This window comes from Rhodococcus sp. 14-2470-1b, from assembly GCF_002259415.1.
GTDB lineage: Bacteria > Actinomycetota > Actinomycetes > Mycobacteriales > Mycobacteriaceae > Rhodococcoides.
On the sequence record NZ_NPFY01000010.1, the window covers coordinates 77,619 to 90,307 of the forward strand.

Consider the following 12,689-nt stretch of genomic DNA (forward strand, 5'->3'; position numbering starts at 1 on the left):
GTAGGTTTCCGCCAGGTGGCACGGAGCCGGAAAACGAATCCGAGAGCAAACTACCCCGACTTGGTAACGCTTCAAAACAATCTAAGATATTGTTTGGGTGGGTCTGGGGAGACTTCTGGGTTGGAACAGCAATGCCACTTCCTACCCACGGTCGAAAGTCGAGGCCGTCCGGTCTCGGACATCAACGAGATTCGGTGGAGGTACTCGGGTGGAGACGCTCAATTCTGGTGACGTTGCTCGCGTTCGGGATGTTCTGGACAAGTTCGGAAAGATGCCGGTGTCCGCGGCGGACATCGAGACGGACGCGGATTTGTACGACAACGGTCTGACCTCGCACGCGAGCGTCAACGTCATGATCGCACTCGAAGACGAGTTCGACGTGGAGTTCCCGGACACGATGCTGCAGAAGTCCACGTTCGGCAGCATCGACGCCATCGCCACCGCGCTCGCGCAGCTGACGGACTGATCGCCGGTGTCCACCGTCTACCAGACCGACGCCCCGACGCTGTCCGACGTTCTCGCCGTGTTGCGCGAGCACGCCGACTCGGTCGACCACGACGCACGCTTCCCGGCGGAATCCGTCGAAGCCATGCGCGGAGCAGGGCTGCTCGCTGCGGGCATTCCCACGGAGTTCGGCGGCGGTGGGCAGTCCCTGACCGATCTCGCGCACATTGCCCGCTCCCTCGGAGCGGAGTGCGCGTCCTCGGCGATGATCTTCGTGATGCACCAGTCTCAGGTGCTGTCCATCGTTCGCCACGGCAAGTCCGACGCGATGATCGCGCTGCTGCAGCGTCTCGCCGAGGAGCAGCCTCTCGTCGCATCGGCTACCACCGAGATCAACATCGGTGGCGACGTCCGCACCAGTGGCTGCGCCGTGGAGTACAACGGGGAGAACATCACGCTCTCCAAGACCGCACCGGTGATCTCCTACGGTGAGTACGCACAGTTCGTGCTCGCGACGGCGCGCCGCTCGGTGGACAGCCCTCCGAGCGATCAGGTGCTCGTCGTCTGCGAGAAGCCGGACGTGGTGCTCACCAGGACCGGCGAGTGGAACACGTTGGGATTCCGCGGAACATGCAGTCCCGGATTCCAGCTGGAGGCGTCGACGACGTCGTCGAACATTCTGGGCGACAACTACGGAGACATCTCGGCGCAGACGATGCTCCCCGCAGCCCACGTCCTGTGGGGTGCAGCGTGGCTCGGTATCGCCGACGCCGCAGTTGCCAAGGCACGCAAGTCGGTTCGTAAAGCAGCCAGTCGCACGCCTGGTGTCACACCGCCCGCGGCACTACGCCTCGCCGAGCTCTACGTAATGCACGAGCAGTTGGTGGACACGGTGTTCGGAGCCGCGGGCAAGTTCGAAGCGATCTCGGATTCCCCCGCAGACCTGGGGGCGATCGGGTTCGCCGTGAAGATCAACAACGTCAAGGTGACTGCGTCGACGCTCGTCATAGACATCGTCGGAAAAGCGTTGCAGATCTGCGGTATCTCCGGTTATCGACAGGACGGCGAGCTCAGTATCGGTCGCCACCTCCGCGATGCGCACGGGTCGGCCATCATGGTCAGCAACGAGCGCATCCTCGGCCACAATTCGCAGCTCGCACTCGTGTACAAGGGGAAATAGATGACTGTCACCCACGACGCCACCGAACTGGACACCGCGCGCGCACTGTTCCGCAACGAACTCGTCGAGGCCGGTCTGCTGGTCCCCAGTTCCGTCGAAGGTCTGTACGGCCGATCCGGCGAATTCGAGGACATCATCGAGACCATCGACGAGCGAGTGAAGGCTGCGGGTGCATCCGAGCACGGTTACGCCGCACCGAGATTCCGCTTCCCTCCGGTCTTTCCGCGCGAAGCCTTCGAGCGCACCGACTACATCGCGTCGTTCCCCAACCTCACCGGCGCGATCAACACGTTCGACGGGGACAACAAGGCTCACGCCGCACTCCTCGCCGACCGTTCGGAAGGCAAGGACTGGGATCACCACCTCGAATCCGCGGGCACCATGCTGGTATCGGCCGCATGCCATCCCTCGTACTCGATGATGACCGGAACGTTGCCGGAGAACGGTCGCCTGCTCGACATCTACGGCTACTGCTTCCGCCACGAGCCTGCCGTCGATCCCGCGCGGATGCAGGCCTTCCGGATGCACGAGTACGTGCGTGTCGGTACGCCCGACGACGCCATCGCTCACCGAGAGCGGTGGGTCGACCGGGGACTGGAGGTCCTCGCCGATCTCGGGTTGGAGGCAGAGGCAGTCATCGCCAACGATCCCTTCTTCGGTCGCGCGGGCCGCATGCTGGCCGCGAACCAGAGAAACGAGAATCTCAAGACCGAACTCGTCGTGAAGCTCTACGGAGACCTCGACGACGGCACTGCGGTCGTCTCGTGCAACTGCCACCGTGACCACTTCGGGCACACTTTCGGGATTCACACCGTCGACGGCGAGCCCGCGCACAGTGCGTGCGTCGGATTCGGCATGGAGCGCATCGCGTTGGCGATGTTGCGCACGCATGGTCTCGACCGCAGCAAGTGGCCCGCCGCCCTGTCCTGAGCTCCAGGTCGGTCCCACCGCCACAGCCATCTCTCTCAGCTCGTCTCCCCCTCGACCCGATAGGCCGGGAGTGCAGCCTGCAGGAACGACCCGATAGGAAGGACGCCGAAGTGAACAGTCGAAGTACTGCCCTGCACAACGCCGACGTGGCCCGCGCGGCCGATCCGACTGCCGAGGGGAAGTATTCGACGTGGTTCGGGCCCGAGGACGCAGGCCTCTTCGGGACGGTTCACGTTCCCGCCGGTGGCCTCGCGCGGGGCGCAGTCGTCCTCTGCCCGCCTCTCGGTAAGGAGCAGGTCGACTCCTATCGCGGCATGACGCTTCTGGCGCAGAAACTGTGCGCACGAGGGCTTCTGGTCCTTCGATTCGATTATGCCGGTACCGGTGACTCGTACGGAGCACAGGATGCACCGGACAACGTCGCACTGTGGCAGCGCAGCATCGCGACGGCCGTCGATTACGTGCGCGGATGCGGCGTCACCGACGTCGCATTGGTAGGGCTACGTGCGGGTGCACTGCTGGCCGCGTCCGTTGCTTCGGACGTCGGACCTCTCACTGCGATCACCCTGTGGGATCCTGTGGTGCGCGGCCGGTCCTACGTCCACGAGCAGAAGGCCCTGTACTCGGTCAGCGTGACCCAGGACTCGGACGCCGACCCCAGAGTGTCGATCATCGGCGCCGTACTGCACCCCGATGCCGCGAAAGCGCTCGGACGCCTGGACACCACCGCGCTGCCGTCGCTCACGGCACCCGTCCTGGTTGCGACCAGATCCGAGCGGGCCGACTCCAAGCCGATTCGCACCGTCGTCGCGAACCAGAACGCCGACGAACACACATTGTCCCGCCACGACGCGTTTCTCGAACCGAGCGATTTCGAGGTCGAGCTTCCGACGTCGGACATCGTGTACATCGCGGAGTGGATTGCCGACAAGTTCGGCGCCGACGCCGGCGAGGTGTCCGTACCGTTGCGCGCCGTCTCGAACCTCGGCACGGTCCGTGAGGAGATCGAATCTCTCGGTCCCGACGCACTGTTCGGCATTCGCACGTACTCGTCGGAGTGCATTCCCGGCGGACCGACGGTCGTGTTCTATCCGACAGCGAACGAGCACCGCGTCGGCCCGGTCCGAAGTTGGGTCGAGTTGTCGAGAGTGCTTGCTGCACAGGGCGTATCGACACTGCGTTTCGACCGCCGCGGTACCGGCGAAAGCGGCGAGGTCCTCGACGACGAGATCACCCGGCTCTACAGCGACGCGGGCAACGAGGACGCTCTCGCTGCCGTCCGAGCAGCAGGAACTGCGCCGCGGAACGTCATGGTTGCCGGCATGTGCTCGGGCTCGTGGTACTCCAGCTACGCCGCACGCGAGTTGGGCGTCGGCTCCGCTGTCTTGCTCAACACACTCGACTGGACGACGAAGCGCCTGGAATTCGTCAAACGATCCTCGATGCACACCGAGGACACAGGTCTGCGCGGCAAAGCTCTCGACGCACTCCACGACATCGGAGTCACAGTGAAGAACCGCGCGCAGTCGGCCATGCCGTACCCACTGTGGTTCTGGCTCGGAAACCGCGGGCTGATTCAGGTGCCGGAGATCTCCCTGCGTCTGCTCGAAGCCGGCAACGTGCGCACCACCGTGCTTCTCTCACCCACCGACACTGCGTGGTTCGTCGACAACCGCGGTCCCGAAGGGATGGAACGGCTGCGCGGTAAGCGTGCGACGAGGCGTCGACACGGCGGGGCGGCGCGGCCGGCTGTCGTGAAGTCCTTCGACAGTGGTGACCACTCGCTGTACGGCCGAGACCTGCGAGAGACCGTGCGCGCCGAGTTGCTCCAGGCTGCCGCCGAGTCCTTCGACATCGACATCGTCTCTGCATCGCCTCCCGTGCCGATCGGGTGGAATCGGCTGTGAAGCACCGCGCTCCGAAAATTGCTCCGCCCCGGCACGACAATCTGCAACGGCTCGAGTGGTATCCGCTCGAACCGGTTCGCTGGGACATGGGTCTCATGGCTCACACCATGCCGATCCAGAAAGTGCAGGCACCCGAGCCTCATCTGCACGGCACCCCGCTGCTGCAGTCCGCGAACCTGGACACGTCCGCGCAGAGCACGTCGGACACCGACACCAAGAGCTCCGACCGCAATCTTGCGCTGAACTCGTTGGCGATGATGCTCTCCACCGTCGTGACCGGCGGTCTCGGTCTGTTGTTCTGGGCCGCAGCCGGACGCCTCTACCCGGTCGCGGAGGTAGGCAGCGCGTCAGCCGTGATCACGTCTGCGGTGATGCTCTCGACCCTGTCCAACTTGAGCCTCGGGTCGATGTACGAACGCTTCCTTCCGGTTTCCGGCAGGCTCGCCAAGTCCTTCGTCGTGCGGGGGTACATCACTGTCACGGCGTTCGCGTTCCTGCTGGGCTGCGGATTTCTCCTCGTCGCACCGGTGGACAAGATGTTCACGACCACGGCCGAGATCGTGTCGTTCCCACCTTTCGTCGCGGTTCTCGCTGTCTTCGCGCTGCAGGACCAGACGTCGTCCGGGCTGGGAGTCGCGCGGTGGGCTGCCGGAAAGAACGTCTTTCACGCTGTCGTGAAGTTCGCTCTCCTGCTTGCTCTGTTCTCGACCGCGCGCAGCACCTCGATCATCGCGGCGTGGGCAGTCCCCGCGGTCATCGCATCGGTCGTCGTCTTCCGAGCGATTCTGAAGAACCTCAGGAACGAGCCGCGCTACAAGTCGGAGCCGGATCTTCCTCCGAGGCGTGAACTGTGGTCCTACTTCGGTTCCGCTTACGGCATCACTGCGCTGGGCTCGCTCGCTCCGTTGCTCGTCCCGATGATCGTGGTGGCCACCCTGGGGGCCGAGGACAACGCGTACTTCTCGTTGACATGGTCGATCGTGAGCGCGCTCTACATTCTCATCAGCGTGCTCGTCGGTCCGTTCGTCGCCGAAGTCGCGGCCAACCCCGAGCAGTTCAACCGACTCACCAAGCGATTCATGACGATGGTGTGCATCGTGGCCATCGGCGGTTCCTTCTTCCTCGCCGTCATCGCACCGTTCGGTCTGGGCATCGTCGGCGAGCAGTACCGCGAGAACGGCACCATCATCGTCCAGCTGGCGGCAGTGACGATTCCGCTGTCGGTCATCGGCTCGCTGTACGACGGCCTGGCACGTGTGCAGCGCCGCATGCGGCTCGCCGTCGTCGTTCAAGTGGTTGCCACGACGATCATCATCGTCGGCTCACTGACTCTGTCGTCCACGCTCGGGATCGCTGCCGTCGGGTGGGCGTACCTCGCCGCGGAAGCGTTCGGCGCGCTCGTGTTGATAGTTCCGTTGATCAAGTGGATCCGTGAATTGTCCTCGCGCGGCGAAGAGCCGCCCGAGGACCCGTTCCCGCCCAGCGGCCCGTACCCACCACCACCTGCACGCGACGACTCGCCTCGTGATTTCGGTCCACCGACGCACCGCACCCAGGATCGTGAATTCAGTTCGGCCGGTGCTCATCACCTCCGAACCGTGGACCCGCTACGCACTCCTTATCGAAAACCTGCACCCGGAAGGGGCGCACCGTGAGCCCAGCGAAATACAAGGCCAGCGCGATGGACATGTTGCGTTCGGAGGGCCGGATCGTCTGTGCTCTCGGACCGGCGGACTTCGGTGGGATCGACCGTGTCGGGGAACGGCTGCGACGGCTCGCGTCCTCTGGACGATCCAGCCGTCTCGGGTTGCGGGTCGACCCCGCCTCGCGCAGGTGGTCCTACCGACCGGAATCGGTCTGTGACCACGTCACGGAAGCGGCCCCGATCGGCCGCGCCGACGTGGTCGGTCAGCTGGAGCAGCTTTCTGCGTCGGTGTCGACCGATGTACCGATCCGCGTTGTTCTCGCCGGGGAGTACTTGCTGTTGGATCTGTCGCACGGATTCAGCGATGCTGTTCTGCCGATCGAGCTGTTCGCCTTTCTCGCGGATCCTGTTGCGGTTCCTGACCTTCCGAGTTGGGCGAAGGCACGTACGCTTCGCAACCCGCTTCCACGTGCACTGGCCGGTTGGATGGCGCGTAACCCCGGGAAGGTCGTCGACGTCGTCTACGGCAAGTTCGGCAACCCCCCGGCCGAACTCGTGGCACCTGCGTTGGCGCCGATGGAACAGGCACGGGTGCCGTGGGAACGCTCGCCTGCCGTGGCGACGGCAACGTCGTCTGCCGGTGCGCCCGCGGCGATCCGCGCTTGGCGGCGGGAGAATCTCCCAGAAGTGTCCGTCACGTCCATTCTGTGCGCGGCAATCGCAACTGCCCTGTCCGCACGCGGTATCTCGACATCCTTTTCGGCTGGGTTTCTGTTCGACTGCAGGCGTTATCTGCGGACCGACGGCATCGTGCTCGGCAACTTCGCAGTCGGAATCGACTTCGAGGGGATCGACCCGACGAACGCCACCGCACTGCACGAATCCGTTGCGCACGCCATCGACAAGGGCCGCCCGCTCGCTGCCGGTGCCCTCAGCACGATGACCTACCTGCGCACCCGCTCCGCTCTTCCGGCCATCGCGACCACCACGGCTCCCGCGACTGCCGATGCGCGGCTGACGTTCTCCGACGTCGGGCGCATTCCACAGCTCGACGGCATCGCGTGGACGGCAGATCCGGAAGCGAGTGTCTTCGCTCCGCTCAGCGAGCCGAGCCTTCCGGAGTCCATCGTCATCACCGCGATGCACATTCGCGACGTGTTTCACGTGACCGCGTCGTTCCACGACAATTTCTTCGACCGTGACGCAGTACAGTCCGCGTTGAACTTGGCGATGTCCGATCCCACTGCTCTACTCACTGCGCAGGAAGTGTCCCGATGAGCATTCAAATGCAGCAGGCCCGTAGGGCTCTGCGCGGCAAACCGACCACCGGACCGGACGCGTCCCTGTGGGCACGCATCGGCTACTGGGCCGGTTTGTCGGTAGTTCAACTGTTCGTGTTCGAGTTCGTCGTCGCGGCCACGTGGCGAGGTCTCTACAGCTACCGGACCAACTTCATCAGTGAGCTCGGCGTTCCGTTCTGCGGCCCGACAGGCAACTGGCCGTGCAGCAAGCTGTACGTTCTGGCCGACGTCTCGATCGCGCTGGTCGGCGTCGCCCTCGTCGTGGCGGCCGTGGCGTGGATGGTCACCGGGGTGCTCGACGTCCGCGGCGGCGTCCTCCTTGCCGTCGCCGGACTGGGCGCCGTCGTCGCCGGGTCGATCAATCAGGGTCTGAACTACAGCGTGCACTCGTTCGGCGCGACGTTGATGTTCGTCGTCGGCTCGCTCGGACTGATCGTGGCGGGTGGGCATCGCTCCCTGCACCGTACGGTCCGGATCACGGTCACGACCCTCGGGTGGATCGGATTGGCCGCATCGTTGTTCTTCATCGGTGGACACAACTTCGGATTGGGCATCGGAACCATCGAACGCGTCGTCGTGTACGCGATTCTCGTCGCGACGGTCGTTCTCGCGGTCGCGCACCACAGGACTGCGCGCCGGCTGAAAATCCTGGACACCGTGGCGACGGGCAGTGTGGTGACGGGCAGTGAGGCGACGGACTCCGCTGCTGCCAGTGCTACCGACGAGCGTCCGATCTACGGCAGCACGAATGCCGAATGGCGCCGATGACCCATCGCTATGATCCGCCGACGGTCGAGGTATCACGACTTCCGTCCGCCGGGACTCCCCCGCGTCCCTCGCGTCCCCCGCGTCGACTGTGGCCGTCGTTCGCAGTCCTGGCTGTGGTCGTGCTGCTGCTCGTCGGGGCGGGTGTCGTTGCCTACCGTGAATTGTGGCCGCAGTCCGACGCCACCGGTTCGCAGGCCTCGGACGGTGAAGCAGTGAACGGTTTCACGGTCTACGACCAGTTCGACGGGCCGTCCGGATCGAGGATCGACTCCAGCAGTTGGAGTTACGACACCGGCCAGACGGGCTGGGGCAACAACGAGAAGCAGAACTACACCGACTCGGTCGGCAATGCGTATCAGGACGGATCCGGCAACATGTCGATATCGGCGCTGCGCACACCGGACGGTTACACCTCGGCGCGAGTGACGACCAAGGACAAGTTCGAGTTCACCTACGGCCGTGTGGAAGCGCGCATCAAGATGCCGGCAGGTGCGGGACTACATCCGGCGTTCTGGATGCTCGGGACCGACATCGACGATGTCGGATGGCCGATTTCCGGCGAGATCGACGTGATCGAGACGCTGAACGAGGCGGACAACTATCACATCGGCGTGCACGCCCCGCAGGCAGAGAGTTTGAACAGCCAGAAAGTCCAGCTGGCCGGTTATCCCGCCAACAACCTGGCCGACGAATACCACGTCTACTGGGTCGAGAAATCGCCGCAGAAGATAGTGATCGGAATGGACGATCAGGTCCTGCAGACGGTCACGCCGGCAGATCTCGACGGCGGCTCCGAATACTGGGTGTTCGACAAGCCGTTCTACCTGTTGTTCAACGTCGCAGTTGCAGGCGACTGGCCCGGCCCGACCGACGCCGACACCGAATTTCCCGCGACGATGTCCGTCGACTGGGTCCGATACCGAACCGACTGAGTGCCCTGCTCGACGAGCACCCCCGTGCAGTACCGAAAGGATCTACCCCGTGCCGAAACCATCCGTTCTCCAACCGGCTCTCGTCAGCGCGCAGCCGCCCGAGTGGGACGGCGCAGTGTGGATCGGAGACGTCGACATAGAGGCCGAGCTGCCCGATCGTCTCGCCCTCGACGGCGCGAAGGGTTACTCACGGGCGCGGCTCCTCGTCCGTCGAGCTGCCGACCCGCTCGGTTTCGTCGATCTCCCGATCACCTCGGGTGGCGTCGACACTCATGAACTCGTCGAGGCCGTCCGCAAGCTCGACGTTCACGGCGGAGAATCGCTTCCGGAAGGTGACGGCACCGAGCCGGACATCACGGTCGTGATCTGTACCAGGGACCGGATCGATCATCTGCGTGGTGCGCTGGCGTCGGTTCTGGAGGTCGACTACCCGAGCTTCGAGGTCGTCGTCGTGGACAATGCGTCCGCAACCGACGCGACCACGCGCTACGTCACCGAACTCGGTGATCCCCGTGTGCGCGTCGTGTCGGAACCGGTTGCCGGTCTGTCCCGCGCACGCAACACGGGGTTGCGCGCGGCACGGCACTCGATCGTCGCGTTCACCGACGACGATGTCGTGGTCGACGCACGGTGGTTGTCTTCGATAGCTCGAGGTTTTGCACGGAACTCCCGCGTCGCGTGTGTCTCGGGGATCGTTCCGAGCGGTGAGATCCGCACTCAGGCCCAGGCCTACTTCGATCGACGTGTCGGCTGGGCTAGCTCGGTCACGCCCCGTATCTTCTCGCTCGCGGATCCGCCTGCGGATGTTCCTCTGTTCCCGTTTCAGGTCGGCATCTACGGGACCGGTGCGAATTTCGCGGTGCGTCGAGACCGGATGTTCGACCTCGGCGGTTTCGACGAGGCTCTGGGCGTCGGGTCGCCGACGAACGGCGGCGAGGATCTGGACATGTTCTTCCGCGTCCTGATGGCCGGGGACAAGTTGGTGTACGAGCCTGCCGCGATCGTATGGCACCGGCACCGTGCGGATTCCGACGCGTTGGCCGTCCAGGCCAGGGGGTACGGACTCGGTTTGGGTGCATGGTTGACGACGGTGGCGACGAACCGGCGCTCGGCATTGCTGGCGGCGAAGGTCGCGTTCCGTCGGCTGGGCAGCACTGTCGTGCTGTCCGCGAGGATGTCCAAGGTCGCTTCTCCTCCCGAGGATCTCGCGAGCGATCTACCCGACGGCATCGGCAGAATGGAACTACTGTCCATCGCGAAGGGCCCTGGTGCGCTGCGGCGCAGCCGTAAGGAAGGGCGTAAGCGTCAGCCGTTGTTGGAGGTGAACCGTGCCCCAGTCATCGGTTGATCGGCAGTCATCGGTTGATCGGCAGTTCTCGGTCGATCGGCGCGCGTCGATCGCTGTCACGCCACTGCCTGCACCCCGGCCCGAGATCCGATTCGCCGATGTAGCCGTCGTCGCTTCGGTGTGTGCCGGGCTGGCGATGCTTCCCGCTCCTGCTGTCGTGCGAGCTGTCCTCCTGGCGGTCCTGATCTTCACCGGCCCGGGCTCGACGATTCTGACCTGGATCTACGTGCCGCCGCGTGCTCGTGTCGCGGCGGTTCCGGTTCTGAGCTTGGCGGTCCTCACTCTGGTGACAACCGCTGCCATGTGGGGTTATCAGTGGAACCCCCGGTGGATCACCGCACTCGTTGCTCTGGTCCAGATCGGCTCGTCTCTGCTGTGGTACCGCAGGCACAAGGCGTGGCCCGACGCCACCGGGTGGTCGACGTGGCTGCGACGCCTGGTCGATCGACGTCAGCTCGGCGAACACGCGGCGACGCTGTCGAGCACTGTGTGGAATCGAGAATTTCTACGACGCAATGTGGCCGGCTTGATGCTCGCGCTAGCCCTCGTACTCTGGCTTCCGTCGTTGCCGGGTCTGGAGAAGGCCGGTTACTCCCAGTTCGGTTTGCTGACTGCAGGCACCGGCCCCGTGCTGGTGGTGTGCATGGCGTTGGTCGTCGGGGCATTTCTGGTGGCGGTCAAACGTAACCAGTTCCGATTGGCGGTCGCCTCGATCGCCGCGGCCATCGTCGTGCAGCGTCTCACCGTCACCCTCGTCACCGATGCGCCTGTGTACGAGTGGACGTACAAGCACGTTGCCGTCACCGAGTACATATTGTCGTTCGGTTCACTGCCACCGAACGGTATCGACATCTACGCTCAGTGGCCGAGCTTCTTCGTGGTCACGGCGTGGTTCAGCGACGTGACCGGGTACGGCATCATGTCGTTGGCCCATGTCTTCGCGCCGATGATGCACGTGTTGATCGCGTTCTTCGTCTATGCCCTGGCTCGTGTACTGAAGTTGAGGCCTCGGACAGCGGTGACCGCTGCGATGCTCGCGGAGCTGGTCAACTGGGTGGGGCAGGATTACTACGCACCGCAGTCGCTCGGCTTCGTTCTCGCCATCGGGTTTCTGGTCCTGTTCATGGCTTCGACACAGCTTCGTGTAGCGGGTTTCCTTGCGCTCATCCCGTTCGCTGCGTTGGTGCCGACTCACCAGTTGACGCCGTATTGGCTGTTCGCTGTGGCGGGAGTCCTGCTCGTCACGCGCCGCGCGAAACCGTGGTGGTTGATGTTCCCGCTGGCTTTGATCTTGATCGGATATCTGATCCCGCGTCTGGACATCGTCGCTCCGTACGGTCTGCTGTCCGGGTTCGATCCGGTCGAGAATGCAGCCAGCAACGTGCAGACGCCTGGGATCCTGGGCAAGCAGGTGACCTCACTCATCTGTCGGGCATTGTCCGCGGGCGTGTTCGGTCTCGCCATGATCTCGATCGTCTACGCATGGCGAACGAAGAAGCCGTTCTGGGCGCCGATGGTGATGGCGTTCGGTTCCATCGGGCTTCTCGCGGGCCAGAGTTACGGCGGCGAGGCGATCTTCCGTGTCTACCTCTACGCGATCCCTGGTTGCGTGCTCTTGATCGCGCCGATGCTTCTCGCTGCACTGGATTCCGACGTCGCGGGTGCACGCAGCACGGTGCGCATGGTGTCGACGCGCGTGGCGGTCGCGGGTGCTTTCGCCGGAACGGTCGGCGCAGCAACGTTCGGACTGCAGGGGTATTTCGGCCTGTGGCCGTTGGTCATCGAGAACAAATCTCAGGTCGAGAACACGCAGGCTCTGGTCGCGAATTCTCCGGCGGGCTCGAAGTTCACGATGCTGTACCCGGCCGGCTATCCCATTCGGTCCACGGCCAAGTACGTCGAGCAGGCCGAAGCCAACGAGATGTTCGACGCTCCGCTGAATTACTACGGACCCGAGTACATGCTGGAATTCCCGACTCCGGACCAACTCGAGGCGTTCGAGTGGGAGGCGTCACAGCAGGATGCGCCCTCCTACGTCATTCTGACGCGGCAATCGTTGGAGGCCATGAACTACTACGGGTTCATGAAGAACGGCGCTCCTGAGGCCTTCGAGCGCTGGTTGCGGTCCAACCCTGCCTGGTCGTTGCACTACCAGGACACCGACACCATCGTCTTCGAGAGACGGAACAGTTAAACCTCCCTCCGGTATGAGGTATCTCTCGAAACCGCCATAC

General features: G+C 64.1%; 10 protein-coding genes. All 10 read left to right on the forward strand.

Annotation, left to right across the window (positions count from 1 at the left end; translation table 11 throughout):
- The first annotated feature begins 208 nt into the window (after window positions 1-208).
- Window positions 209-466: an acyl carrier protein gene (locus CH293_RS06580; RefSeq protein WP_037104332.1), complete on the forward strand. Its 258-nt coding sequence runs from the start codon at window positions 209-211 to the stop codon at window positions 464-466.
- A gap of 6 nt (window positions 467-472) precedes the next feature.
- Window positions 473-1,624 (forward strand): acyl-CoA dehydrogenase family protein, encoded by a 1,152-nt coding sequence (locus tag CH293_RS06585; RefSeq protein ID WP_037104329.1) that lies wholly within the window; start codon window positions 473-475, stop codon window positions 1,622-1,624.
- On the forward strand, window positions 1,625-2,554 hold the full coding sequence (locus CH293_RS06590; RefSeq protein ID WP_037104326.1) for an amino acid--[acyl-carrier-protein] ligase: 930 nt from the start codon (window positions 1,625-1,627) through the stop codon (window positions 2,552-2,554).
- Between the two features lie 110 nt (window positions 2,555-2,664).
- On the forward strand, window positions 2,665-4,461 hold the full coding sequence (locus tag CH293_RS06595; RefSeq protein ID WP_094719713.1) for a hypothetical protein: 1,797 nt from the start codon (window positions 2,665-2,667) through the stop codon (window positions 4,459-4,461).
- On the forward strand, window positions 4,458-6,116 hold the full coding sequence (locus CH293_RS06600) for a lipopolysaccharide biosynthesis protein (RefSeq protein ID WP_094719781.1): 1,659 nt from the start codon (window positions 4,458-4,460) through the stop codon (window positions 6,114-6,116). The genes CH293_RS06595 and CH293_RS06600 overlap by 4 nt, the downstream gene beginning before the upstream one ends.
- Entirely contained in the window at window positions 6,113-7,384 is a 1,272-nt protein-coding gene (locus CH293_RS06605) for a hypothetical protein (RefSeq protein ID WP_037104321.1), read from the forward strand. Before CH293_RS06600 ends, CH293_RS06605 begins: the two co-directional genes overlap by 4 nt.
- Window positions 7,381-8,175 (forward strand): DUF998 domain-containing protein, encoded by a 795-nt coding sequence (locus CH293_RS06610; protein WP_094719714.1) that lies wholly within the window; start codon window positions 7,381-7,383, stop codon window positions 8,173-8,175. Before CH293_RS06605 ends, CH293_RS06610 begins: the two co-directional genes overlap by 4 nt.
- On the forward strand, window positions 8,172-9,107 hold the full coding sequence (locus CH293_RS06615) for a glycoside hydrolase family 16 protein (protein WP_255122719.1): 936 nt from the start codon (window positions 8,172-8,174) through the stop codon (window positions 9,105-9,107). Before CH293_RS06610 ends, CH293_RS06615 begins: the two co-directional genes overlap by 4 nt.
- A gap of 49 nt (window positions 9,108-9,156) precedes the next feature.
- Window positions 9,157-10,455, forward strand: coding sequence for a glycosyltransferase family 2 protein (locus CH293_RS06620; RefSeq protein WP_094719715.1), 1,299 nt, complete (start codon window positions 9,157-9,159; stop codon window positions 10,453-10,455).
- Complete coding sequence (locus tag CH293_RS06625) at window positions 10,436-12,649, forward strand: hypothetical protein (RefSeq protein WP_094719716.1); 2,214 nt, start codon at window positions 10,436-10,438, stop codon at window positions 12,647-12,649. The genes CH293_RS06620 and CH293_RS06625 overlap by 20 nt, the downstream gene beginning before the upstream one ends.
- Window positions 12,650-12,689 lie beyond the last annotated feature (40 nt).

Excerpts from the sequence above, each read along its gene's own strand:
- CH293_RS06615 (WP_255122719.1), top strand. The coding sequence starts at position 8,172 with ATGACCCATCGCTATGATCCGCCGACGGTCGAGGTATCACGACTTCCG.
- CH293_RS06590 (WP_037104326.1), top strand. The coding sequence starts at position 1,625 with ATGACTGTCACCCACGACGCCACCGAACTGGACACCGCGCGCGCACTG.
- CH293_RS06610 (WP_094719714.1), top strand. The coding sequence starts at position 7,381 with ATGAGCATTCAAATGCAGCAGGCCCGTAGGGCTCTGCGCGGCAAACCG.